This window comes from Ancylobacter sp. G4_0304 (assembly GCF_047501495.1).
In the GTDB taxonomy this organism is placed as follows: Bacteria; Pseudomonadota; Alphaproteobacteria; order Rhizobiales; family Xanthobacteraceae; genus Ancylobacter.
The window spans coordinates 17,571-39,885 of record NZ_JAZDRM010000024.1; the positions used below are offsets into that span (position 1 = coordinate 17,571).

Below are 22,315 nucleotides of genomic sequence, written 5' to 3' on the forward strand. Positions count from 1 at the left end.
CTGAAAGGAAGACCAGAATGTCCCTCAAGATCCGTCTCGCCCGTGGCGGCGCCAAGAAGCGTCCCTATTACCGCATCGTCGTCGCCGACGCCCGCTCGCCGCGCGATGGCCGCTTCATCGAGAAGATCGGCACCTTCGATCCGCTGAAGCCCAAGGACGCCGCCGACCGCTTCACGCTCGACGTGGAGAAGGCCAAGGAGTGGCTCGCCAAGGGCGCCCAGCCGACCGACCGCGTGGCCCGCTTCTTCGACGCGCTGGAAATCGCCAAGCGCGCCCCGCGCAACAACCCGGAGAAGGCCGTGCCCGGCAAGAAGGCGCAGGAGCGCGCCGCCGAAGCCGCCAAGGCCGCCGAAGCCGCTGCCGCCGCCGCTGCTTCCGCCGAGTGATCGGGTGTCGCGGGCATCGCCCGCGACATCTCCCGGCACACGCCCGCACGTCATGCCCGGCCGAGCGCCGGGCAACCGCGATGTGCGGCAAACGCTGCGCCCGCCGCTGATGGCCCGGCCATGAGGGCGGCGACGAGACGCGAGAGCCGTGCGCATGCGGCTCTGCGTTTCAGAACGGGACCGACGACCCATGGCCATTGACCGCATCCTCCTCGCCCGTATTGGCGCCCCGCACGGGGTGAAGGGCGAGGTGCGGCTGTTCGTGTTCGCGCAGGACCCGCAGGCGCTGTTCGACTATGCGCCGCTCACCGACGAGACCGGGCGGCGGACCTTCCGCCTCGCCGCGCTGCGCGAAGCCAAGGACCATTTCGTCGCCCGGATCGAAGGTGTCGCCACCCGCGAGGCGGCGGAAACCCTGACCAACGCCGGGGTCTATGTCGCCCGCGACCTCCTGCCCGAGCCGGAGGACGCGGACGATTTCTACCATGCCGACCTGATCGGCCTGGCCGCCCAACTCGCCGACGGCGCGCTGTTCGGCAGGATCGTCGCGGTGCATGATTTCGGCGCCGGCGACATTCTCGAAATCGCGCCCGAAGGCGGCGGCAAGACGCTGATGCTGCCCTTCACCAAGGCCGTGGTGCCGAGCGTCGACATCGCCGGCGGACGGGTGGTGGTCGATCCGGCGGAATGGGCGAAGGAAGAAGCCCCGCCACCCGAGGCCGACCGCGGCTAGCCAGACGACATCCCGGCCTGCTGGCTGGCCGGGACGATGCTTCCGCGATTGGAAACCCTCGCCATGTGGCGCGCCACCCTCGTCACCATCTTCCCGGACATGTTCCCCGGCCCGCTCGGCCTGTCGCTGGCCGGGCGTGCGCTGGGTAATGGCGGCTGGGCGCTCGACGCCGTCGACCCGCGCGACCACGCCACTGACCGCCACCGCTCGGTGGACGACACCCCGGCCGGCGGCGGGCCTGGCATGGTGATGCGGGTCGACGTGCTGGCCCGCGCGGTCGATGCCGCTGCGCCCGAGGGCGACGCCCGCCCCCGCCTGCTGATGACGCCGCGCGGCAAGCCACTGACGCAGGCCCGCGTCCGCGAGCTTGCCGGCGGCCCCGGCGTCGTCATCGTGTGCGGACGTTTCGAGGGGGTGGACGACCGGCTGGTCGCCGCGCGCGGACTGGAGGAGGTCTCGGTCGGCGATGTCGTGCTCTCGGGCGGCGAGATCGGCGCGCTGCTGCTGCTGGATGCCTGCGTGCGCCTGCTGCCGGGCGTGATGGGGCATCCCGAGTCCGGCACCGAGGAGAGCTTCTCCGCCGGGCTGCTGGAATATCCGCAATATACCCGCCCCCAGGCGTTCGAGGGCGTGGGCATTCCCGAGGTGCTGACCGGCGGCGACCACGCCAAGGTCGCGCGCTGGCGCCGCGAACAAGCGGAGGCCGTCACCCGCGCGCGCCGGCCGGACCTGTGGGAGGCCTATGTCGCAGCGCAGCACAAATCCGGGAGCCGATGACGGTTCGGCGACGATTAGGACATGACAAGTGCCCTAATCTGGCGTATAGGGCGCGCCGTCACTACCCCAACTGAAAACAGCAAGATGCGAACGGGCCTGACCGGCGACGTTCGCGCGAGGTGATAAGATGACCGACATTATCCGCGAAATCGATCTTGAGCAGATCGCCAAGCTCTCCGAAGGCAAGACCATTCCCGACTTCCAGCCGGGCGACACGGTGATCGTGAACGTCAAGGTGAAGGAAGGCGAGCGCTCGCGCGTTCAGGCCTATGAAGGCGTGGTGATCGCGCGCTCGGGCGGCGGCATCAACGAGAACTTCACGGTTCGCAAGATTTCCTACGGCGAAGGTGTCGAGCGCGTGTTCCCGCTCTACTCGCCGAACATCGACAGCCTCAAGGTTGTCCGTCGCGGCAAGGTGCGCCGCGCCAAGCTGTATTACCTGCGCGACCGTCGCGGCAAGGCCGCCCGTATCGCCGAGCGTCAGGACAAGAACGCCGTCAAGGGCAAGAAGGCCGCCGCGGCGACCGCCGCCGAGTGAGCTTCGCCCTCAGGGCAAAATGACGAAGGCCGGGGCATGCCCCGGCCTTTTTGTTTGTGTGGCGGAGAACAAATTGAATGTTGCTCTTGCAGTCAGAGCGAGCAAGCATATGCAGGAGCCTCCGCATTACTGGATGACCTTATGCCAAGCTTGAAAGATTTCGTAGCAGCTTTGCAGGCCGGGTGGTTTCCGGCCTTGGCCGCCTTAGTAGGGTGCGGCATCATCCTAATCGGCGATTATTTCAAGATACGATATCTGGACACCACCCCGTCGGGTATTATCACGACTGCTGTAGTGATTGCCACATTTTCGCTCAGCGTCCTTATCGCGAACGTCGCTTATCTCCCAGCGATCCTATGGCAGCGATACCGTCGCCAGAGACACAATAAAATCAGAAAAGAAAGAATATTACGAGAAATAGAGAGCGCGCCGCCACAGGAAAAAGAGCTTCTATGCTACATGGTAACCTCGGGCCGAAAGGCATTCGTTGCGGAATTTGGGGATCGACGACTCGCGCCTCTTGTAGCCAAGGGCTTGATTACTCGACTTGGTGGGACTCACAACCTCCTCGAATGGCCATATATTGTCCAAGAAGACACGTGGGAGTATCTGTTGGATAATCAAGATCGTTTTTATGTAAAAATCTATCCGAATTCTGAAGATCCATTTCATTGGCGAAACGGACGCTGGTAGCCATCAAATGAAACGCCGCTCGTAAAACCGACCGCAGGAAGGAGAAAGTTCGTCATGAGTGCCTTCCCTTCTTCGCTTGAGAAAGAACTGACCCACACCCCTCAGTTCCGCTCGTCCGGCAGGCCCGGCAGCGGCAGCACCTCGATCTCGTCCTCGATCAGCGCGCGCACCTCGTCGGGCGAGGCCTCGCCATAGATGGCGCGCTTTTCCTCGTCGCCCTCATGCATGGCACGCGCCTTGGCGGCGAAGTCCTCGCCGACATAATCGGCGTTGTTCACCACATGCTCGCGCACGGCCTTGAGCATGGCGCGGAGCGCCTGTTCCTTCTCGCCCATCAGCGCCACCGGCGCGGGAGCGGGAGCCGCGGCCGGGACCGCCGGTTCCTCGGGCGCGAATTTGCGGGTGCCGGCGCCAAGCGCGGGCGCCATGATCGCCTTCTCCACCTCGGCCGAACCGCAGACCGGGCACGTCACCAGACCACGCGCCTTCTGCGAGTCAAATGCCGCCGAATCCCGGAACCAGCTCTCGAAATCATGGTCCTGCCCGCAATGCAGGCGATACAGCATCATGCCGCGTCGCCCTCGGAGGCGGCGAGGTGGAGATAGGCGGTCTCGGCGGGCGTCACCAGCTCGAAGCGCCGGCCGTTCTCCAGCGAGGGAATGCGCGCGCGCACCGCCGCCACCTTGGCGGGGTCGATCTCGGCGTGGATCACGCCGGGGTCGGAGCCGGCCTCGGCGAGAACCGTTCCCCACGGATCGATGATCAGGCTGTGGCCGAAGGTCTTGCGGCCGTTCTCATGAGTCCCACCCTGCGCCGCTGCCAGCACATAGGAGCCGGTCTCGATCGCGCGGGCGCGCAGCAGGATGTGCCAGTGCGCCTCGCCGGTGGACTGGGTGAAGGCGGCGGGCACCGCGATCATTCCGGCCCCGGCTTCCGCCAGCGCGCGGAACAGCGCGGGAAAACGCAGATCGTAGCAGATCGAAAAGCCGAGCCGGATGTCGGGCAAATCCGCCAGCACCGCGCGCTCGCCGGGCCGATAGGCGGCGGATTCGCGGTAGACGTCGCCATTGGGCAGGTCGACGTCGAACATGTGGATCTTGTCGTAGCGCGCGCGGATGTCGCCGTCCGGACCGATCAGGAAGGCGCGGTTGGCGGCGCGGTGCTCGCTCGCCCTCACCGCCAGCGAGCCGATATGGAGGTGGATGCCGAGTTCCTTCGCCAGCAGGCGGAAATGAGCGAGCGCCGGGTCGGCCTCCTCCTCGTGCAGCACCTTGAACAGCGCCTCGCGGTTCTCTTCCATGGTGCCGGTCATTTCCGGCGTCTGCACATAGCTCGCGCCCGCGCCCGCCGCCTGGCGGATCAGCGCGGAGGCGGCCTCGATATTGGCGGCGACGCTCTTGGCGGTGCGCATCTGCACCAGCGCGGCGCGGAACGGTTTGCCCAGATGCAGCGGCTTGGGGGCGGAGGCGGCCGGAGCGGTCATGGGATCAGCTCTCTTCAGGAGGAACGGGAGGATCAGCCGGCCAGCAGCGCGTCGAGCTCGCCGGCCTCGTCGAGCGCGTACAGGTCGTCGCAGCCCCCGACATGGCGCCCGCCGATGAAGATCTGCGGCACGCTGGTGCGGCCATTGGCGCGGCTGGACATGGTGGAGCGCTTCACCGGATCGCCGGTCACGTTGATCTCGGAGAAGGCCACGCCCTTGCGCTTCAAGAGATCCTTGGCGGCGTGGCAATAGGGGCAGGTGAAGGTGGTGTAGATCTCGACATCGGTCATGAGCGTCGTGCTCCCGGTAGGCGCCACTCTACGGCGGCCCATGCATGTGACATTGCTATGATATGGGCCGCCGCGCGCCGTCAACAACCCGTGCGAACACCAGCACATCGACCCGCGCCGCTCCCGCGCGCGCCAGCGCCTTGGCGCAGGCGTCGATGGTGGCGCCGGTGGTCAGCACGTCGTCGACCAGCACGATACGCCGGCCCCGCAGTTCCAGAGCCTCGCCCTCCGGCACGCTGAAGGCCCCGGCGACATTGGCCGCGCGCGCCGCGCGGTCCAGCCCGACCTGGGGTACGGTGGCACGCCCGCGCGCCAGCCAGCTCGCGCGGAGCGGAACGCCGGTCTCCCGCGCGATGCCGCCCGCCAGCAGCGCGGACTGGTTAAAGCGCCGCCGCCACAGCCGGGTGGGATAGAGCGGCACCGGCACCAGCGCGTCGGCGTCCGCCAGCAGGTCGCGGCCGGCGCGCGCCATCATCCGCGCCATGGGCGGGGCGAATTCCAGCCGGTCGGCATATTTCAGCCCGTGCACCAGTTCACGCGCGACATCGCCGAACACCGCCACGGCACGGGCGCGCTCATAGACCGGGGGATGGTCGAGCGCGGCAATGGAAAGGCGCGCACCTCGCCCGAATTCGCCTGCCGAGAGCGGGATACCCAGCCGCTCGCAATAAGGCGCATCGATGAATTCCAGCCGACGCCAGCACGCCCCGCACAGGCAGCCGGGCTCGTCCACCGCCGCGCGGCAGGCCATGCAGCCGGGCGGCAGCACGACATCGAGGAGGAACCGGCCAAATCGGCGCAGACCGGCGCCGATCCCGGCGCGCACATCACGCCAGGGTCCGCTGGGCACGAGCGCGGGCGGCGTTTCGGCAAGGGCTTCCATGTCGGCAAGGGGCTCCATCGGCGAATGGTAACATCGCCCGCCGCGTCCCGCACGGGCCATCGCATGATTTGCGCGGGCGCGAAAAAGCTCTATTGCGGGGCGCAACGGCCCATAAAAATCCCGAGCCCGCCATGTCAGGACCCGCCGACATCTTCGATCCCCGCGCGCTTGCCGCCCGCCGCCGGCGCGCCCTGGCGCTGGGAGCGGAAACCTTCCTGCTGGAGCGGGTGGCCGAAGACCTCGCCGACCGGCTCGCCGCGGTGAAGCGCGATTTCGCGGTGGCCGCGGATCTCGGCACGCCGGCCGATTCGGTGCGCCGGGCGCTGGCCGGCGCGCCGATGATCGGGCGCCTGCTCGCGTTCGGCCCGGCGGAGCGGGCGGATGTCGCGGCGGTGATCGATGCCGAGGCCCTGCCCTTCGCGCCCGCCTCGCTCGATCTCGTGGTGTCGGGGCTCGCGCTCCAGACCGTCAACGACCTACCGGGCGTGCTGGCGCAGATTCGTCGCGCGCTGCGGCCGGACGGGCTGCTGCTCGCCGCGCTGTTCGGTTCCGGCACGCTGGCCGAACTGCGCGAGGCCTTCGCCATTGCCGAGAGCGACACGCTGGGCGGCATCTCGCCGCGCGTTGCCCCCTTCGCCGATCTGCGCGATCTCGGCGGGCTGATGCAGCGCGCCGGGCTCGCCCTGCCGGTGACCGATGTCGACCGGGTGGTGGTACGCTATGGCGATCCCTTGTCGCTGCTGCACGATCTCCGGCGCATGGGCGCGGCCAACCCGCTGACCGACCGCACACGCGTGCCGCTGCTGCGCAAGACATTGGTGCGCGCCTTTGAGGTCTATGCCGAGCGCTTCTCCGACCCGGACGGACGGCTGCGGGCGACGTTTGAAATCTGCTGGATTTCCGGCTGGGCGCCGCACGAGAGCCAGCAGAAGCCGCTGCGCCCGGGCTCCGCCAAGATGCGCCTCGCCGACGCGCTCAAAGTGCCGGAAGGCAAGCCGGGCGAGGGATAGGCGTGCAGCGCCCTTAGGCCGGGTCTGGCCCGGCCATGGCAGAGGGGCCGTGCTACCGCCCCGGGCCGAGCAGGTCGAGCAGTACGGGAATGATCGGCTCGTCGGCGGGCGGCATGGGGTAGTCGCGCAGGCGACCCGGCTTCACCCAGGCGATGGCCTGCCCCTCGCGGCCCTGCGCCACGCCCTCCCAGCGCCGGCAGATCCACAAGGGCATCAGCAGCTGGAACGTCTCGTAGGTGTGGCTGGCGAAGGTGAGCGGGGCGAGGCACGGCTCCTTGACGGCGATGCCGAGTTCCTCGTCCAGCTCGCGGATCAGGCAATCCTCGGGGCGCTCGCCCGGCTCGACCTTGCCACCGGGAAATTCCCACATGCCGGCAAGCTGCTTGCCCTCGGGGCGCTGGGCGAGCAACACCCGCCCATCGGCATCGACCAGCGCGCAGGCGGCGACGAGCACCAGCTTCATGCGGAAAGCCCCTTCCCGCTCACGAACGGTAGTCGCCATTGATGGCGACATATTCCTTGGTGAGGTCGCAGGTCATCACACGGTCCGAGCCGCGCCCGAGTCCGAGGTCAACGGAGAGGTCGATCACGTCGTTCTTCATGTAGGCGGAGGTCTCGGCCTCGTCATAGGCCGGGTCGCGCGCGCCTTCATGCGCCACGCGGATCGGGCCGAAGGCGATGGAGAGCCGGTCGCGCTCGGCGGGCTCGCCCGCCTTGCCGACCGCCATCACCACGCGGCCCCAATTGGCGTCCTCACCGGCGATCGCGGTCTTCACCAGCGGCGAATTGGCGATGGCCATGGCGATGCGCCGTGCCGAGCGCTTGGACACCGCGCCGGTGACGTGGATGCGCACCAGCTTGCGCGCGCCCTCGCCGTCGCGGGCGACCTGCTCGGCGAGGTCCGCCAGCACGCCCTGCAACGCCTTGCGGAAGCGCGCAAGGCGCGGGTCTTTCGCGTCCTCGATCAGCGGGGCCTTGGAGGCGCCGGTGGCGAACAGCATCAGCGTGTCGGAGGTCGAGGTGTCGCCGTCGATGGTCACGGCGTTGAAACTGTCGGTCACGCCCTTGGACAGCAGCGCCTGAAGCGCCGGGGCGGCAATGGTGGCGTCGGTGAACACGAAGGACAGCATGGTCGCCATGTCCGGGGCGATCATGCCGGCGCCCTTGGCGATGCCCGCAATGGTCACGCTCACGCCGTCGATCTTCACCGTCGCCGTGGCGAGCTTGGGGAAGGTGTCCGTGGTCATGATCGCCTTGGCGGGCTCGATCCAGGGCAGCGGGGCGAGCCGCGTCGCGGTCTCTTCCAGCACGCCTTCGAACTTGGTGGCGTCGAGCGGCTCGCCGATCACGCCGGTCGAGGCGAGATAGATCTCCTCCTCGCGGCAGCCCAGCGCGCGGGCGGCGATCTCGGCGGTGAGCTTGGTGGATTCACGCCCCTTGGCGCCGGTGAAGGCATTGGCATTGCCGGAATTCACCACCAGCGCCCGCGCCGTGCCGTTGGGCAGGTTGGCGCGGCACCACTCCACCGGAGCGGAGGGGCACTTGGACTTGGTGAACACGCCAGCGACCGTGGTGCCCGCGTCCATGGTCAGCAGCAGCACGTCGGTGCGGCCCTTGTAGCGGATGCCCGCCTCGGCGGTGGCAAAGCGCACGCCGGCGACCGGGCCGACATCGGGAACGGACTTCGGAGCGAGCGGGGAAACGGGGGAAGCGTGAGCCATCGGGGGAACTCGTGCGGCGGGACAAGGGCCGAACGGGTGTGCCCGAAGGCAGGCCCGAGCGCAAGGCGGATAGCCGGGCGAACTCTGTCACATAGCGTCGTGAACGCGCGTGCGCCTCTGTGACGGCGCGCTAGGCTTCAAGCTGCGTCCGGCTCACTCAAGCCTCGTCGCGCGGTGCGGTTCCCACCAATGGATGCTGACACTCATGGCCTTCGCGGTCATACCGAAGACGGCGGGCGTCTGCGTCATGCGCGATGCCTCCGACATCGCGCTCATCCTGTGCGGCCACTATCTGCGGATGGGTCTTGAACGACTGCACATCATCGACGACGGATCGACCGATGGCACCTTCGAGAAGCTGGAGCAACTGGCGCACAGATCGCGGGGCCGGGTGCGCGTCGAGCGGCATGTGCTCAACGAATACCGGCAGCCCGAACTGATTTCCGCGGCGGCCAACACGCTGATCGGCGAGGGGTTTCGCCTGATACTGCCCTTCGATTCCGATGAGTTCTGGGCGCTCTCTCCGACCGATGTCGCGACCATGGTCGATCAGCGCGAACCACGAATCATCGGGGCGCGGTGGAGCAATTTCGTGCAGCGCCGCAACCGCCGCCACCCCACGCCTTTCGGGTTTCTGGGGTGACATACCGTGCCGACGGCCGCGCGACTCCGACGGGCGTGGAAGCCTTTGCCGATGCGTTCGTGAACCATCGCGAGACCAAGATAGCCATCTGGAGCGAGCACCCCGTCCGGTTTGACCGGGGTCAGCACATGCTCGTCGACGGCCCGCAAATCCGGGACCCGCTGGAAAGACAGATCTTCCACCTGCCGCTGCGTGCGCAGAGCGAAATCACCAAGCGCGCCCTGAACTATGAGGCCAGACGCCGTGCGCTGCGCGAGGACGACGCCGTGAGCTGGCAGTCGCGCTTCCACGAAAAGGCGACGCTCGATGGCCTGAGCGCGAGCGTCTGGGCGGCGAACAGTGCTGACCGCGCCGGGCGCCTCGACGTCTATGGCCGCCCGGAAGAGCTGGTGCGCGATGTCCGGCTGCGGCGGCTGTTGCTTGCCGCCGCGCTGCACATCGCGCTCCGCTACAGGATGTTGCCGGCCTGAGCGGCCGGAGTGGCCGGGCCTGAGCGACCCGGCCGCTACGTGCCGGCCGCTGCGTGCCGGCCTCATCAGGCGGCTCCGGGGAACCGCCTGATGAGGCTTGTCAGGGCGCCTTGGGGGCGTCGTTCGGCGGGGTCAGCAGGTCGGAAGGCTTGGGCGCGGCGGCGGTCTTCTCGACCTTCGCGGCGTCGCGGGCCTTCTGAACGGCCTCGGCCTGCGCCTTCTGGGCGAGGTACTGCTCAAGCTGCGGCTTCACCTCGTCGAAAGTCGGCACCGGCTTCTGGCGCTTTTCCTCGACCTTGATGACGTGCCAGCCGAACTGGGTCTTCACCGGGGCGGTGACGTCGCCCGCCTTGGCGGCGAAGGCGGCGTCGGCGAATTCCGGCACCATCTGGTCCTTGACGAAGAAGCCGAGATCGCCGCCGTCTTCCTTGCCCGAGGGGTCCTCGGTCAGTTCGGACGCGAGCTTGGAGAAATCCTCGCCCTTCTTCAGCCGGGCCTCGACCTCCTCGGCCTTCTTCTTGGCCTCGGCGTCGCTCCCCGGATTGGCGGGATCGACGCGGAACAGGATGTGGCGAGCGTGCACTTCCTCTTCCGGCTTCTGCTTGCCGACGGCCTCGTCATAGGTCTTTTTCAGCGCCTCGTCGGTCAGCGCGGCCTTGGTCACGTTTTCCAGCGCCGCCTGCATCAGCACGCGCTTGCGGATGAAGTCCAGCTGCTGCTTGAACGCCTCGGTCTGGTCGAGCTTCTGCTGCTCGGCGAGCTGCGCCATGGCGGTGAGATCGATCAGGAAGCCGAGCACATATTCGTCGCGGGCCGGCCCCTGGATCTGCGGCGGCAGGTTGGAAGAGAGCTCGGCAGCGGCGGCGTTGACCTCGCTGCGGCGGATCGGCGTGCCGTTGACGGTGGCGAGCACCGGATCGTCGGTCGCGGCGGCAGTGGCCGCAGGCGGGGGAGTCTGGGCACTGGCGGGCAGCGCGGTGAACAGGGTGGTCCCGAGCAGCACGGCGACGAGGCCGGCACGCAGGCCGGCGGGGTGGCGGCTGCGCGCCTTGAGCGCGGCGTGCGGACGATGGGGGTTCATGAGAGAGGTTCCTTGGGAGTTTGCGGTTGTCCGCGGTTCGGGCGGCGAAAGCTGGCTCAGACGCAAGCCGCTTGCAAGCGGGCATCGAGCCCCGCCAAGCATACAGACTGTCGCCTTGCCTGCGATTGACAACCCCCAAACCCGTTCATAAGTGTGGCACGCGGTGCGAAGCCTCCCCGGCGCTCGCATTCTTGTGACGCGAAATGCCGCGCGCCGGTGGTGGGCGGCAGGCTGCGCCGGACCCATTTCGGCCGCAAACCGCGTCTCCATGTGCCCGGCAGGCGGCTTCGCGCCCGACGCCTGGCGGATGTGTGCGAAATCGAAGGGCCCGGCGGCCCGCCATCGCCGGGTTCCGACATATGCCCTGGCGGACACGGATTGGAAGCCTCATGTTCGGCGCTCTCGCGCGAAAGCTCTTCGGATCGGCCAATGACCGCCGCGTGCGCGGCTACCAGCCGAAAGTTGCCGCCATCAACGCGCTGGAACCCGAGCTCCTGAAGCTGAGCGACGAGGAGCTGCGCGCGCGCACCGCCCAGTTCAAGGAGCAGCTCGCGGCAGGCGCGAGCCTCGACGATCTTCTGGTGCCCGCCTTCGCCACCGTGCGCGAGGGCGCGCGCCGGGCGCTGGGCCAGCGGCATTTCGACGTCCAGCTCATCGGCGGCATGGTGCTACACGAGCGCGGCATCGCCGAGATGCGCACCGGCGAAGGCAAGACGCTGGTCGCGACCGCCCCGGTCTATCTCAACGCGCTGACCGGCAAGGGCGTCCACGTCGTCACGGTCAACGACTACCTCGCCAAGCGCGACGCCGAATGGATGGGCCGGGTCTACCGTTTCCTCGGGCTCACCACCGGCATCATCGTCCACGGGCTCGATGACGACGAGCGCCGCGCGGCCTATGCCTGCGACGTCACCTACGCCACGAATAACGAGCTCGGCTTCGACTATCTGCGCGACAACATGAAGTACGAGCTGGGCCAGATGGTCCAGCGCCCGCATCATTACGCGGTGGTCGACGAGGTGGACTCGATCCTGATCGACGAGGCGCGCACCCCGCTCATCATTTCCGGCCCGCTCGACGACCGCTCCGACTTCTACAACACCATCGATACCTACATCCCGAAGCTCTCGAAGGAAGACTACGAGGTCGACGAGAAGCAGCGCTCGGTCGCCATGACCGAGGCCGGCATGGAAAAGATGGAAGTGCTGCTGCGCGAGGCCGGTCTGCTCAAGGGCGATGGCGGGCTCTACGACGTCGAGAACGTCTCGGTGGTGCATCACGTCAACCAGGCCCTGCGCGCCCACACGCTGTTCCAGCGCGACAAGGACTACATCGTGCGCAATGGCGAGGTCGTCATCATCGACGAGTTCACCGGCCGCATGATGCCGGGCCGGCGCTATTCGGAAGGCCTGCATCAGGCGCTGGAAGCCAAGGAGCGGGTCCAGGTCCAGCCCGAGAACCAGACGCTGGCCTCCATCACCTTCCAGAACTATTTCCGTATGTACGAGAAGCTGGCCGGCATGACCGGCACGGCAAACACCGAGGCGGCGGAATTCGGCGACATCTACCGGCTCGAAGTGGTCGAGATTCCGACCAACCTGCCGGTGAAGCGCATCGACGACGACGACGAGGTCTACCGGACCGCTGGCGAGAAATACAACGCCATCATCGAGGTCATCATCGACTGCAAGAAGCGCGGCCAGCCGGTGCTGGTCGGCACCACCTCGATCGAGAAGTCCGAACTTCTGGCCGAGCTGCTGAAGAAGCGCGGCTTCCGCCAGAAGGACTTCTCCGACCCGGACGCGTTCCGCCCGCTCTATGACGGCGACCAGGGCAACAGCGAGGACCTCGTCTTCGCGGTGCTCAACGCCCGCCACCACGAGCAGGAATCCTACATCGTCTCCCAGGCCGGCGTGCCGGGCGCGATCACCATCGCCACCAACATGGCTGGCCGCGGCACCGACATTCAGCTCGGCGGCAATGCCGAGATGCGCATCCAGCACGAGCTGGCCGGCATGCCCGAGGGCGAGCAGCGCGCCGCCGCCGAGGCCAACATCCGCGAGGAGATCGCCAAGCTCAAGCAGAAGGCGCTGGAGGCCGGCGGCCTTTATGTCATCGGCACCGAGCGCCATGAAAGCCGGCGCATCGACAACCAGCTGCGCGGCCGCTCCGGCCGCCAGGGCGACCCCGGCCACTCGCATTTCTTCCTGTCGCTGGAAGACGATCTGATGCGCATCTTCGGGTCGGATCGGCTCGACAGCATGCTGCAGCGGCTCGGCCTCAAGGAGGGCGAGGCCATCGTCCATCCCTGGATCAACAAGGCGCTGGAAAAGGCCCAGAGCAAGGTCGAAGCCCGCAACTACGACATCCGCAAGAACCTGCTGAAATACGACGACGTGATGAACGACCAGCGCAAGGTGGTGTTCGAGCAGCGCGTCGAGCTGATGCAGGACGAGGACGTCGCCGAAACCGTCGCCGAGATGCGCCACGGCGTGATCGACGACATCGTGACCCGATTCGTGCCGCCCAACGCCTATCCCGAGCAGTGGGACACGGACGGTCTGCATCAGGCGCTCGGCGGCCTCACCGGCCTCGACCTGCCGGTGAAGGAATGGGCGGCCGAGGAAGGCATCGCCGACGAGGAGATGCGCGAGCGCATTCGCGCCCGGACCGACGAGGCCATGGCGCTGAAGCTCGCCAAATACGGCCCCGAGATCATGCGCTATGTCGAGAAGTCCATCCTTCTCCAGACGCTGGATCATCTGTGGCGCGAGCACCTCGTCACGCTCGACCACCTGCGCCAGGTCATCGGCCTGCGCGGCTATGGCCAGCGCGACCCGCTGAACGAGTACAAGTCCGAGGCGTTCCAGCTGTTCGAGACCATGCTCTCCAGCCTGCGCGAGGCGGTGACCGCCCAGCTCATGCGTGTCGAGGTGATGACCGCGCCGCCGCCGGAAGAACTGCCGGTGATGGAGGCGCACCACGCCGACCCGGCAACCGGCGACGACGAGTTCGCGCTCGCGGATGCCGAGTTCGCCAGCGCGGCGACGCTCGCCCCGGCCGCCGATGCCAATTCCCCCGCCCGCGACCCGAACGACCCGTCGAGCTGGGGTCGGGTCGGGCGCAACGAACCCTGCCCCTGCGGTTCGGGCCTGAAATACAAGCACTGCCACGGCCGCTTCGTGTGAGCGTCGCCGCTCACATCCATGAAGCCGAAGAGCGCCTGCGTGTCGCCGTCCTCACCGGCGACGTGGCGGCGCTCGACGTGCTGCTGGCCGACGACGTCGTGTTCGTCGACTTCATGGGCATGGTCGGCGACAAGGCGGACAATCTCGGCCGCCACACCAGCGGCATGCTGCGGTTGAAGCGGCTCGACTTCCACGACATCGAAATCCGGACGTTCGATGCCTGCACCGCGCATTGCCATCTGCGCGTCGAAGCCGAAGGCAACGCGCAAGGCGCCCGCTTCTCCGCCGCGATGCGCTACAGCCAGCTGTGGCGGCTCGGGGCGAAGGGCTGGCAGTTGGCCGCGGCCCATAGTTCGCTGATCGCCTGACCGCCCTCACCCGCCGGCCGCGAGAGGCGCCGGCGCCTCGTCCCCGCGTGGCCCCTCGATGAAGCGGTCATAAGCGCGCCCGAGTCATGCCCGCACTCGCGAGGCGGGGTGAAGACAGGCCTGTGAAAGGCGTGTGATGGACGCCCCGCACCTCGCGCGTGGCGGATTGGCCGGCTCTGGCGAGGCCGGACGAGGCAACGAACCCATCAGCGACATCCCCGGGAACGCGGTAGGTAGCCCCTCAAGCGGCACGAGGCGCAGCTTGCGGAACCTCCGGCCATCCGCCGGTCTTCACGCCTGAGGCGCGAGTGAGGTCGTCCGGCGTAATCCGTGGCCGGCCGGACGCGCGGATGTCGTCCTCGACCACCGACGGGGATCGCACGCTGGCCGCGCACGGTCGGAATCGGGCGTGACGGAGATGAAGCAGCACCGCCCCGGAAGGGCCGCGCAATGTCACTGCACGCTGGTCGAGAAACCGCCGGTCGAGATGATGCCGGCGCCCGGCAGGGCTGCGGAGCTGCCGCTGGACGGCATGGAGGGCCGCAATTGAGGCACGCCCGCCGCCGCGGCAGCCGGGGTCGGCACCGCGCCATAGGCCGGGGCGGCGGCCGCCGCCGGAGTCGGCACCGACGAATACAGCTGGGGCGCCGCATGGGGTGCGACTTGGGGCGCGACCTGGGGCGCTGCGGCCTGCGGGACCGCGGCCGGACGCGGCGCCTGTGCGCGCGGGGCCGCCTGAGGCACCGGGGGACGCGCCTGCGGCACCGGCACCGTGCCGGTGCTCAGCACGTTCGGCACCGCTTCCGGCGTGGTCGCGGCGGTCGGCTGCGGCGCGGAGCCGCCGCCGAACAGATTGCCGAAGGAGAAGGCGGAACTGGCGGGCGGGGCCATGGACACCGAGTTCGGTGCCGTCACGCTCTGCGCATTGGCCGTCGGCGCCGTGGCCGGCTCCTCGCGGTTGAACAGCCGGCTCACGCCGCTTAGCCAGCTTCCGCTGCCATCGGCCGAGGCGACCTCGACGCTGGTGCCGGCCGCGCGGCCGCCGAACAGCGTCGTACCGGAGGAGGTTGCCACCTGAGTGCTCCCGCCGCCGGGCGCATCGGTCGGGCGCGGAGCCGGCATCGGCACGCTACCTGCGGCGGCGACGGCGGCCGGCGCGGTGGCAACCACCGAATCAGCCTGAGCGAGCGCGATGCTCTCGGCCGGGGCCGGCGCGTTGGTATCGACGCCATAGTCGCTCCCCGGCGGCTTCACCACCGGCGGCAGCGAGCCCGGCGCCTTCAGCTCGGGGTTCTGCAGCTTGGCGAGGAACACCTGATGCATCCCGCCATCCTTGCCGGTCTTCACCGGCGCGACCGGCGTGTAGGAGCCGGCGCTCGCCATCATCCGGGTGACTTCCTGGCTGCGCGCGGCGATTGCCTGCTGCAAACCTTCCGGCTGCGAATATTCGGGGCACGGCGCGGAGGGGTCGAATTTCGCCCGCGGGTCCACCGGCGTGGCGTTGAACACGTAGCGCTTGCCGCAAACGTCCACCTTGGGCAGCGCCTTGGTCAGCTCGAACGTGTCGCTGCCTTCCTTGAGCATCCGCCAGAACGGCATGTTCGGGTTGTTGCGGTGGCGCACCATGTTGTCCGCGGTCATGCGGAACGGATAGGCCTGCACCTGGAAGGCACGCTGGCCACCCTTGAAGCTCTCGCGGCCGAGCGCGAAGATTTCCTGGATCTGCTCGTCGGTCATGGCGTAGCAGCCGGCGGAGGAACAGTCGCCATGCACCATCAGATGGGCGCCGGTGCGGCCCCAGGCGCGGTCATAGGCGTTCGGGAAGCCGAGATTGAATGACAGGTAATAGCTGGAGTTCGGGTTCATCTGACCCGGCGTGATCGTGTAGAAGCCTTCCGGCGCCTGCCGGTCGCCTTCCTTGATCTTCGGCCCCAGCTCGCCGGACCAGCGGCAGATCGGGTAGGTCTTGAGCAGGGCGAACTCGCCGCTGGAATTCTGCTTCCAGACCTCAAGCTCGGATTCTTCCTTGTAGATGCGCACCACGACCGGGCTGTCGGTGCGCATGCCCTTCTCGCTGATGAGCGCGAGCGTCTGCGGGGACAGCGCCTTCATCGCCTTGGCATTGGGCGAGGGTCCGCCGTCGCCGGTGCAGGCGGCGAGCGCCAGCGCGGCGCAGCCCGCCAGCAGGATGCCGCGCCACCGTGCGCCCACCATGCGGGCGAAGCGGCCTTGATTGCCAGAGCGGCCCAACGCGAAACTCCCCGTCAGTCCCGTAAAACCATGAGGGTCATCATAAAGCGTTATCCTTGACCACAGGTTACCGCAAGAGCGGCCCGCGCGGCCAGGGAAAGCGCGCGCGCCGTCACAGCGTGCGGCCTATGGCGAGGAACTTCTCGCGGCGCGCCTTGCGCAGTTCCTGCGGCGTCAGCCCGTCGAGCGCGTGCAGTGACGATTCGATGGCGTCGCCCGCAGCGTTCATCATCGCGACCGGATCGCGATGCGCGCCGCCCGGCGGCTCGGGAATGATGCTGTCGATGACGTTGAGCCGGGCGAGGTCCTGCGCGGTGATGCGCATGTTGGTCGCCGCGTCCTGCGCCTTGGAGGTGTCGCGCCACAGGATCGAGGCCGCGCCCTCGGGCGAGATCACGCTGTAGATCGCATGTTCGAGCATGAGCACCCGGTTCGCCGTGGCAATGGCGATCGCGCCACCCGAACCACCCTCGCCGATGATAACGGCGACATTGGGGACGCCGAGCTTGAGGCATTCCTCGGTGGAGCGGGCGATGGCCTCGGCCTGCCCGCGCTCCTCGGCGCCGATTCCCGGATAGGCACCGGCGGTGTCGACCAGCGAGATCACCGGCAGCGAGAAGCGGTCCGCCAGTTCCATCAGCCGCACCGCCTTGCGGTAGCCCTCGGGCCGCGCCATGCCGAAATTGTGCTTGATGCGGGTCTCGGTGGTGGAGCCCTTCTCATGGCCCATCAGGCACACCGCCTGCCCGCGGAAGCGGGCGAAGCCGCCGAGGATGGCCTCGTCCTCGCCGAAGGAGCGATCGCCGGCGAGCGGATCGAAATCCTCGAACAGATGCGCGGCATAGTCCGTAAAATGTGGGCGCAGCGGATGGCGCGCCACCGCCGTCTTCTGCCACGGCGTCAGGTTGGCATAGAGCTGGACCAGCGCGTCATTGGCCTTGCCTTCGAGCCGGGTAATATCGTCCCCGATCGACACGGTGCCGCCATCGGCGGCGAGCGCCCGCAATTCTTCCAGCTTGGCCTCGAGTTCGGCCACGGGCTTCTCAAAGTCGAGGTAGCTGCGCATCGGTCGTCGATCGGTCCAACATGAGAAAAGAGGGCGGCCCGGACGGACCCCCCGCGAATTTTGCCGGGAAGCTGCCCCGAGAGGGTGGCGACGTCAAGGCGGACGGCACGAACCGCCTCATCCGCCCGCCGTATCGTTCAGCGGGTGCAGATCGCGCACAAGGCTCTTAAGCCGCTCGTCCAGCACATGGGTATAGATCTGCGTGGTCGAAATATCGGTATGCCCGAGCAGCGTCTGCACGATGCGAAGGTCCGCGCCATGCGCCAGCAGATGGCTGGCGAAGGCGTGGCGCAGCACATGGGGCGAGAGCCGCGCCGGATCAAGGTCGGCGGCGATCGCGAGTTCCTTGAGGTCGAGCGCGATCTGCTGGCGGGTGATGTGGCCGGAAGCGGCGCCGGAGGGAAACAGCCAGCGCCCGGCCGCCGGCTCTGTCCGGCTTTTGCCCTTCGTCGCGCGCCGCACGGCGTCGAGCGCGGTGCGATAGGCCGTCATCGCGGCGCGGGCGCGCTCGCCGAGCGGCACCATGCGCTCCTTGGCGCCCTTGCCGCGCACGATGATCGCCTCGCCCTTCAGGCCCGCCGCGCTGGCCGGCAGCGCCGCGAGCTCGGAAACGCGCAGGCCGGTGGCGTAGAGCAGCTCGACGAAGCACGCCATCCGCGCGCGCCGCGCGGCCTCGGGCAGGCTCGGCACCGGCTCGGCGGCGCGGGCATGGGCGGTATCGATCAGCCGGCCGACCTCCTCCACCGACAGCACCTTGGGCAGCGGCCGCGTCCGCCGGGGGCCTTCCAGCACGGCGGCGGGGTCCTCGTCGCGGTAGCCTTCGACATAAAGGAAGCGGTGGAACTGGCGCAGGCAGGACAGGCGCCGCGCCACGCTGGCGCTCGCAAGGCCCCGCGCCGTCAGCTCGGCGAGATAGGCGCGGATATGGTCGGTGGAGCCGGCATCAAGGCCGACGCCCTCACCCGTCATGAACGCCTCGAAATCCTCAAGGTCGCGGGCATAGGAAGCGATGGTATTGACGCTCGCCCCGCGCTCGGCGGTCAGCATGTCGAGAAAGGCCGCCGCCGTTCCGCCGCGCCCGCGCCGCTGCGGCGCGTTCATTTGGCGAACCTGTCGGCGGGAATGGTGACGCTCATCTCGCGCGGCTGCGGCGCGACGAGGTTGGCGAAGGACCACAGCACCCCGTAGCAGACGCCGCCGATGACGGCGAGGACGACGATCAGTCGGATAAGGCTCGGCATCGTGTCTCGATTTTCCGATCGTGGACGATTCGCGGCGGGGACCGGGACCCATGGTAGGATGCCGAGCCCTAATGAAACAGAAACCAGCCGGAAAAGCGGCCGGAGGCCTCCCTCTGGGCATTTGCGCGTGCGCCAGCAGGCGGGCCTGCATTGCGCGCGAAACCGGCGGATGATAGTCCGCCAGCAAGGGAACGGAACGACAAGATGACGGCCGAGCACCAGCAGGATGACAAGGCGGCGACGCTGCGCCAGCGCCTCGGCGCGCGCTCAATCGTGCTGGTCGGCATGATGGGCGCCGGCAAGTCCTCGGTCGGCAAGCGCCTCGCGCGTCGCCTCTCCATGCCCTTCGCCGATGCCGATACCGAGATCGAGCAGGCGGCGGGCATGACGATCCCTGAGATTTTCGCCCATCACGGCGAACCCGCGTTCCGCGACGGCGAGAAGCGGGTGATTTCCCGCCTGCTGGAGACCGGCCCGCTGGTGCTGGCGACCGGCGGCGGCGCCTATATGAACGCCGAAACCCGCGAGACCATCGCCCGCCATGCCGTTGCGGTGTGGCTCAAGGCTGACCTCGACGTGCTGCTGCGCCGGGTGCGCCGGCGCGACGACCGCCCGCTTCTCAGGACCGCCGACCCGGCCGCGACGCTGGCGGCGCTGATCGACCAGCGCTATCCGGTCTATGCTGAGGCCCATGTCACGGTCGTCTCGCACGACGTGCCGCAGGATGTCATGGTCGAGGAAGTGATCGACGCGATGTCGGCCCATCTCGGCACGCCGCCCGCTACCGGAGAAAACCCGTGAACAAAGCTGCCGATATCGCCCGCGCCGACATCACCCGGCTCAGCGTCGGGCTCGGGTCGCGCTCCTATGACATCGTGATCGGCCCGCACCTGCTGGAAGAGATCGGCGCGCGCATCGCCAGCCTGCGCCCCGGCGCGCGCGTGGGCATCGTCACCGACGCCAATGTCGCCGAGCGGCATCTGGCGACGGTGGAAGCCTCGCTGAAGGCGGCCGGGCTCACCTCCTCGGCCATCGTGGTCCCGCCCGGCGAGGGCTCCAAGAACTTCGCCACCTTCGAGCATGTGATCGACGAGCTGCTTTCCGCCCGCATCGAGCGGCGCGACCTCGTGCTGGCGCTTGGTGGCGGGGTTGTCGGCGATCTCTCGGGCTTCGCGGCGGCGGCGCTCCGGCGCGGCGTCGATTTCGTGCAGGTCCCGACCAGCCTGCTGGCGCAGGTCGATTCCTCGGTCGGCGGCAAGACCGGCATCAATTCGCGTCACGGCAAGAACCTGGTCGGCGCCTTCCATCAGCCGGTGCTGGTGCTGGCCGACACACGCGTGCTCGACACGCTGCCGCTGCGCGAGTTCCGCTCGGGCTATGCCGAGGTCGCCAAATACGGGCTGATCGACAACGCCCCGTTCTTCGCCTGGCTGGAGCGCAAGTGGAAGGACGTGTTCGCCGGCGGCCCCGCCCGCATCGAGGCGATCGCGACCAGCTGCGCGGCCAAGGCGGCCGTCGTGGCGCGCGACGAGCTGGAGACCGGCGACCGCGCTTTGCTCAATCTCGGCCACACCTTCGGCCACGCGCTCGAAGCGGGCGCCGGCTTCTCGCAGCGCCTGCTGCATGGCGAGGCGGTGGCGGTCGGCATGGCGCAGGCATTCCGCTTCTCCGCCGCGCAGGGCCTATGCCCGGCCGAGGACGCCGCCCGCGTTGCCGCCCATCTCAAGGCGGTCGGCCTGCCGACCCGCATCGCCGACATTCCCGGCGAACTGCCGGACACGGACGGGCTGATGACGCTGATCGGCCAGGACAAGAAGGTCTCGCGCGGGGCGCTCACCTTCATTCTCGCGCGCGGCATCGGCCAGAGCTTCATCGCCCGCGATGTCGACCCGGCGGCGGTGCGTGCCTTCCTCGACGCGGAACGGGCATGAGGATGCCGCGATGAGCCGCAAGGCGCTCGCGCTGCTCGGCCGCTGGCGTCCGCGCCACGCGCCGGAACCGCCGCCGCCACCCGAGCCGGACAGCCGCGAGGAAATCCGCGCGGCGCTGGCGCATCTCCAGCGCGCGGCCTCGCTCGGCAATGACGACCGCGACATGGTGGCGGGCCTCGTCAATCTGCGCGAGCTCGAAGTCTCCGACGCCATGGTCCACCGCACCAAGATGGCGACATTGGACGCGGGCGAGCCTCCCGCCGACCTCGTGCGCGAGGCGCTCGCCTCGCCCTTCACCCGCCTGCCGCTGTGGCGCGACACCCCGGACAACATTGTCGGCGTGCTGCACGCCAAGGACCTGCTGCGCGAGCTTCAGGCGCTCGGCAACGACATCTCCAGGCTCGACATCGAGAAGATCGCCCGCCCGGCCTGGTTCGTGCCGGACGGCACCACGCTGGCCGATCAGCTCAAGGCGTTCCGCCGCCGCAAGCAGCATTTCGCCCTCGTGGTCGACGAGTATGGCGAGGTGATGGGCCTCGTCACGCTGGAAGACATTCTGGAGGAGATCGTCGGCGAGATATCCGACGAGCACGACATCGCCTTCACCGGCGCGCGGCGCCACCCGGACGGCTCGGTCAATGTCGAGGGCTCGGTGGCGATCCGCGACCTCAACCGCTTCATGGGCTGGAACCTGCCGGACGAGGAGGCGACCACGGTCGCCGGGCTGGTGATCCACGAGGCGCGGATCATCCCCGAGCCGGGCCAGACCTTCATCTTCCACGATTTCCGCTTCCAGGTGATGCGCCGCCAGCGCAACCGCCTCACCTTGCTGCGCATCGTGCCGCTGGGCGCCCGGAGGCCGGGTGCGCCGGCTATAGCCGGCACACGCTAGCTCTTGCGCAACGTCAGGCGCGCCGGTCGCGCCGGGCCTGCGCGTTCTTCACCTGCTGCGAGATGCTGCCGATCTTGGCGGGCGGGACCGTGGTGCGGCGGCGGCTGGGGATCACGTCCATCCCGGTATCCGCCGTGCGGTCGGCCACCGGCGGCTTGGTGAAATTCGCCGAGCGGCGCAGCGCCAGCGCCTTGTGCGCGATCTCGGCCTGGCTCGCCCGCGATTCGAGGTCGGCGCGACGGCGCAGTTCGCTGTTGACGCGCTTCATCGCCGCCGCGAACACCTGCTTGCGCTGGGCCGGGCGCTCGGCGGTGCCGGGAAAGCTGCGCCCGCGCTCCTCCGCCTTCCCGCGCACCACGCGGCGCTTGTGGCGCGAAAGCGTGCGCTCCTTCTCGTGAAATTCCCGGATGCGGCGGCGCAGTCCCTGCAGCGCCTCGGTCTCCACCTCGTAGATCGCGGGGTGATGGCTGAGCCGCACCACCTCGTCTTCATCATGGCTGATCAGGCTGCGTTCGGAACGGCGGGAAGACGACATGATCGAGGGTCCTTTCAACCGGCCACCGGGGCATCCACGCCCGGCGCCCACCGCACGCGCCCATGCCTGCGGGCAAGACGGTGCAGCTAACGTTAGGTGACATCGAACTGGCGCGCGGTGCCCGGAAGTCAAGGAA

General features: G+C 68.5%; 24 protein-coding genes and 1 pseudogene. 13 read left to right on the top strand and 12 right to left on the bottom strand.

Annotated elements, in window-relative coordinates; genetic code table 11:
• Window positions 1-17 precede the first annotated feature (17 nt).
• From rpsP to VRZ77_RS14510, 5 genes are all read left to right on the top strand, one after another.
• The gene (gene rpsP, locus VRZ77_RS14490) at window positions 18-386 is read left to right on the top strand and encodes a 30S ribosomal protein S16 (protein WP_241621718.1); all 369 of its coding nucleotides are present in this window, start codon (window positions 18-20) and stop codon (window positions 384-386) included.
• 190 nt (window positions 387-576) lie between these two features.
• Window positions 577-1,119: a ribosome maturation factor RimM gene (gene rimM, locus VRZ77_RS14495; RefSeq protein WP_414593350.1), complete on the top strand. Its 543-nt coding sequence runs from the start codon at window positions 577-579 to the stop codon at window positions 1,117-1,119.
• Between the two features lie 63 nt (window positions 1,120-1,182).
• A complete protein-coding gene (gene trmD, locus VRZ77_RS14500) occupies window positions 1,183-1,896 on the top strand; it encodes a tRNA (guanosine(37)-N1)-methyltransferase TrmD (RefSeq protein WP_414593351.1) in 714 nt (237 codons plus the stop codon).
• 127 nt (window positions 1,897-2,023) lie between these two features.
• Complete coding sequence (gene rplS, locus VRZ77_RS14505) at window positions 2,024-2,434, top strand: 50S ribosomal protein L19 (RefSeq protein ID WP_414593352.1); 411 nt, start codon at window positions 2,024-2,026, stop codon at window positions 2,432-2,434.
• Between the two features lie 141 nt (window positions 2,435-2,575).
• A complete protein-coding gene (locus VRZ77_RS14510) occupies window positions 2,576-3,127 on the top strand; it encodes a hypothetical protein (RefSeq protein WP_414593353.1) in 552 nt (183 codons plus the stop codon).
• Between the two features lie 101 nt (window positions 3,128-3,228).
• Here the strand turns inward: VRZ77_RS14510 and VRZ77_RS14515 are convergent, their stop codons facing one another.
• Genes VRZ77_RS14515 through VRZ77_RS14530 form a run of 4 tightly spaced genes read right to left on the bottom strand, consistent with a single transcriptional unit; the run spans window position 3,229 to window position 5,783 of the window.
• Window positions 3,229-3,696 (bottom strand): DUF1178 family protein, encoded by a 468-nt coding sequence (locus tag VRZ77_RS14515; protein ID WP_414593354.1) that lies wholly within the window; start codon window positions 3,694-3,696, stop codon window positions 3,229-3,231.
• Window positions 3,693-4,610 (bottom strand): carbon-nitrogen hydrolase family protein, encoded by a 918-nt coding sequence (locus VRZ77_RS14520; RefSeq protein WP_414593355.1) that lies wholly within the window; start codon window positions 4,608-4,610, stop codon window positions 3,693-3,695. The genes VRZ77_RS14515 and VRZ77_RS14520 overlap by 4 nt, the downstream gene beginning before the upstream one ends.
• A 32-nt stretch (window positions 4,611-4,642) precedes the next feature.
• Window positions 4,643-4,900 (bottom strand): glutaredoxin 3, encoded by a 258-nt coding sequence (grxC, locus tag VRZ77_RS14525; protein WP_414593356.1) that lies wholly within the window; start codon window positions 4,898-4,900, stop codon window positions 4,643-4,645.
• Between the two features lie 55 nt (window positions 4,901-4,955).
• Complete coding sequence (locus VRZ77_RS14530; protein WP_414593357.1) at window positions 4,956-5,783, bottom strand: ComF family protein; 828 nt, start codon at window positions 5,781-5,783, stop codon at window positions 4,956-4,958.
• A 131-nt stretch (window positions 5,784-5,914) separates the two neighbouring features.
• Between VRZ77_RS14530 and VRZ77_RS14535 the strand changes: the two genes are divergently transcribed.
• On the top strand, window positions 5,915-6,793 hold the full coding sequence (locus tag VRZ77_RS14535; protein WP_414593358.1) for a methyltransferase domain-containing protein: 879 nt from the start codon (window positions 5,915-5,917) through the stop codon (window positions 6,791-6,793).
• Window positions 6,794-6,845: 52 nt separating this feature from the next.
• Here VRZ77_RS14535 and mutT read toward each other — a convergent pair whose 3' ends face one another.
• Together mutT and argJ are read right to left on the bottom strand one after the other, a co-directional pair.
• Window positions 6,846-7,256 (bottom strand): 8-oxo-dGTP diphosphatase MutT, encoded by a 411-nt coding sequence (mutT, locus tag VRZ77_RS14540; protein WP_241621711.1) that lies wholly within the window; start codon window positions 7,254-7,256, stop codon window positions 6,846-6,848.
• A 19-nt stretch (window positions 7,257-7,275) separates the two neighbouring features.
• Complete coding sequence (gene argJ, locus VRZ77_RS14545) at window positions 7,276-8,514, bottom strand: bifunctional glutamate N-acetyltransferase/amino-acid acetyltransferase ArgJ (protein WP_414593359.1); 1,239 nt, start codon at window positions 8,512-8,514, stop codon at window positions 7,276-7,278.
• A 205-nt stretch (window positions 8,515-8,719) separates the two neighbouring features.
• Between argJ and VRZ77_RS14550 the strand changes: the two genes are divergently transcribed.
• Window positions 8,720-9,157, top strand: a complete 438-nt coding sequence (locus VRZ77_RS14550; RefSeq protein WP_414593360.1) for a glycosyltransferase family 2 protein — start codon at window positions 8,720-8,722, stop codon at window positions 9,155-9,157.
• A gap of 35 nt (window positions 9,158-9,192) precedes the next feature.
• Window positions 9,193-9,627, top strand: coding sequence for a hypothetical protein (locus tag VRZ77_RS14555; protein WP_414593361.1), 435 nt, complete (start codon window positions 9,193-9,195; stop codon window positions 9,625-9,627).
• Window positions 9,628-9,727: 100 nt separating this feature from the next.
• Here VRZ77_RS14555 and VRZ77_RS14560 read toward each other — a convergent pair whose 3' ends face one another.
• Window positions 9,728-10,708: a peptidylprolyl isomerase gene (locus VRZ77_RS14560; protein WP_414593362.1), complete on the bottom strand. Its 981-nt coding sequence runs from the start codon at window positions 10,706-10,708 to the stop codon at window positions 9,728-9,730.
• Window positions 10,709-11,097: 389 nt separating this feature from the next.
• On the opposite strand from VRZ77_RS14560, the gene secA reads away from it, so the two are divergent.
• Window positions 11,098-13,896, top strand: coding sequence for a preprotein translocase subunit SecA (secA, locus tag VRZ77_RS14565; protein WP_414593363.1), 2,799 nt, complete (start codon window positions 11,098-11,100; stop codon window positions 13,894-13,896).
• Entirely contained in the window at window positions 13,893-14,264 is a 372-nt protein-coding gene (locus VRZ77_RS14570; protein ID WP_414593364.1) for a nuclear transport factor 2 family protein, read from the top strand. The genes secA and VRZ77_RS14570 overlap by 4 nt, the downstream gene beginning before the upstream one ends.
• Before the next feature lie 453 nt (window positions 14,265-14,717).
• Here VRZ77_RS14570 and VRZ77_RS14575 read toward each other — a convergent pair whose 3' ends face one another.
• From VRZ77_RS14575 to VRZ77_RS14590, 4 genes are all read right to left on the bottom strand, one after another.
• A complete protein-coding gene (locus VRZ77_RS14575) occupies window positions 14,718-16,514 on the bottom strand; it encodes a L,D-transpeptidase family protein (protein WP_414593365.1) in 1,797 nt (598 codons plus the stop codon).
• A gap of 112 nt (window positions 16,515-16,626) precedes the next feature.
• Window positions 16,627-17,580 carry an acetyl-CoA carboxylase carboxyltransferase subunit alpha gene (locus tag VRZ77_RS14580; protein ID WP_414593366.1) on the bottom strand — a complete coding sequence of 318 codons (954 nt, stop codon included), beginning with the start codon at window positions 17,578-17,580 and terminating at the stop codon, window positions 16,627-16,629.
• Window positions 17,581-17,697: 117 nt separating this feature from the next.
• Window positions 17,698-18,681, bottom strand: coding sequence for a site-specific tyrosine recombinase XerD (locus VRZ77_RS14585; RefSeq protein ID WP_414593367.1), 984 nt, complete (start codon window positions 18,679-18,681; stop codon window positions 17,698-17,700).
• On the bottom strand, window positions 18,678-18,821 hold the full coding sequence (locus tag VRZ77_RS14590) for a hypothetical protein (RefSeq protein ID WP_241621702.1): 144 nt from the start codon (window positions 18,819-18,821) through the stop codon (window positions 18,678-18,680). Before VRZ77_RS14590 ends, VRZ77_RS14585 begins: the two co-directional genes overlap by 4 nt.
• Window positions 18,822-19,025: 204 nt before the next feature.
• On the opposite strand from VRZ77_RS14590, the gene VRZ77_RS14595 reads away from it, so the two are divergent.
• From VRZ77_RS14595 to VRZ77_RS14605, 3 genes and pseudogenes are all read left to right on the top strand, one after another.
• A complete protein-coding gene (locus tag VRZ77_RS14595) occupies window positions 19,026-19,622 on the top strand; it encodes a shikimate kinase (RefSeq protein ID WP_414593368.1) in 597 nt (198 codons plus the stop codon).
• Entirely contained in the window at window positions 19,619-20,752 is a 1,134-nt protein-coding gene (gene aroB, locus VRZ77_RS14600) for a 3-dehydroquinate synthase (RefSeq protein WP_414593369.1), read from the top strand. Before VRZ77_RS14595 ends, aroB begins: the two co-directional genes overlap by 4 nt.
• A 97-nt stretch (window positions 20,753-20,849) precedes the next feature.
• Window positions 20,850-21,644, top strand: a pseudogene (locus tag VRZ77_RS14605) (transporter associated domain-containing protein); the annotation flags it as partial.
• 13 nt (window positions 21,645-21,657) lie between these two features.
• Here the strand turns inward: VRZ77_RS14605 and VRZ77_RS14610 are convergent.
• Window positions 21,658-22,179, bottom strand: coding sequence for a hypothetical protein (locus VRZ77_RS14610; RefSeq protein ID WP_414593370.1), 522 nt, complete (start codon window positions 22,177-22,179; stop codon window positions 21,658-21,660).
• Window positions 22,180-22,315: the final 136 nt, after the last annotated feature.

What these genes read in the sequence shown, in the direction of transcription:
- rplS (WP_414593352.1), top strand. Translation starts at nt 2,024, where the DNA reads ATGACCGACATTATCCGCGAAATCGATCTTGAGCAGATCGCCAAGCTC.
- VRZ77_RS14580 (WP_414593366.1), bottom strand. Translation starts at nt 17,580, where the DNA reads ATGCGCAGCTACCTCGACTTTGAGAAGCCCGTGGCCGAACTCGAGGCC.
- grxC (WP_414593356.1), bottom strand. Translation starts at nt 4,900, where the DNA reads ATGACCGATGTCGAGATCTACACCACCTTCACCTGCCCCTATTGCCAC.
- rimM (WP_414593350.1), top strand. Translation starts at nt 577, where the DNA reads ATGGCCATTGACCGCATCCTCCTCGCCCGTATTGGCGCCCCGCACGGG.
- VRZ77_RS14595 (WP_414593368.1), top strand. Translation starts at nt 19,026, where the DNA reads ATGACGGCCGAGCACCAGCAGGATGACAAGGCGGCGACGCTGCGCCAG.
- secA (WP_414593363.1), top strand. Translation starts at nt 11,098, where the DNA reads ATGTTCGGCGCTCTCGCGCGAAAGCTCTTCGGATCGGCCAATGACCGC.
- VRZ77_RS14510 (WP_414593353.1), top strand. Translation starts at nt 2,576, where the DNA reads ATGCCAAGCTTGAAAGATTTCGTAGCAGCTTTGCAGGCCGGGTGGTTT.
- VRZ77_RS14515 (WP_414593354.1), bottom strand. Translation starts at nt 3,696, where the DNA reads ATGATGCTGTATCGCCTGCATTGCGGGCAGGACCATGATTTCGAGAGC.
- VRZ77_RS14530 (WP_414593357.1), bottom strand. Translation starts at nt 5,783, where the DNA reads ATGGAAGCCCTTGCCGAAACGCCGCCCGCGCTCGTGCCCAGCGGACCC.
- VRZ77_RS14535 (WP_414593358.1), top strand. Translation starts at nt 5,915, where the DNA reads ATGTCAGGACCCGCCGACATCTTCGATCCCCGCGCGCTTGCCGCCCGC.
- trmD (WP_414593351.1), top strand. Translation starts at nt 1,183, where the DNA reads ATGTGGCGCGCCACCCTCGTCACCATCTTCCCGGACATGTTCCCCGGC.
- rpsP (WP_241621718.1), top strand. Translation starts at nt 18, where the DNA reads ATGTCCCTCAAGATCCGTCTCGCCCGTGGCGGCGCCAAGAAGCGTCCC.
- VRZ77_RS14560 (WP_414593362.1), bottom strand. Translation starts at nt 10,708, where the DNA reads ATGAACCCCCATCGTCCGCACGCCGCGCTCAAGGCGCGCAGCCGCCAC.
- VRZ77_RS14550 (WP_414593360.1), top strand. Translation starts at nt 8,720, where the DNA reads ATGGCCTTCGCGGTCATACCGAAGACGGCGGGCGTCTGCGTCATGCGC.
- mutT (WP_241621711.1), bottom strand. Translation starts at nt 7,256, where the DNA reads ATGAAGCTGGTGCTCGTCGCCGCCTGCGCGCTGGTCGATGCCGATGGG.
- VRZ77_RS14590 (WP_241621702.1), bottom strand. Translation starts at nt 18,821, where the DNA reads ATGCCGAGCCTTATCCGACTGATCGTCGTCCTCGCCGTCATCGGCGGC.
- VRZ77_RS14585 (WP_414593367.1), bottom strand. Translation starts at nt 18,681, where the DNA reads ATGAACGCGCCGCAGCGGCGCGGGCGCGGCGGAACGGCGGCGGCCTTT.
- VRZ77_RS14610 (WP_414593370.1), bottom strand. Translation starts at nt 22,179, where the DNA reads ATGTCGTCTTCCCGCCGTTCCGAACGCAGCCTGATCAGCCATGATGAA.
- argJ (WP_414593359.1), bottom strand. Translation starts at nt 8,514, where the DNA reads ATGGCTCACGCTTCCCCCGTTTCCCCGCTCGCTCCGAAGTCCGTTCCC.
- VRZ77_RS14520 (WP_414593355.1), bottom strand. Translation starts at nt 4,610, where the DNA reads ATGACCGCTCCGGCCGCCTCCGCCCCCAAGCCGCTGCATCTGGGCAAA.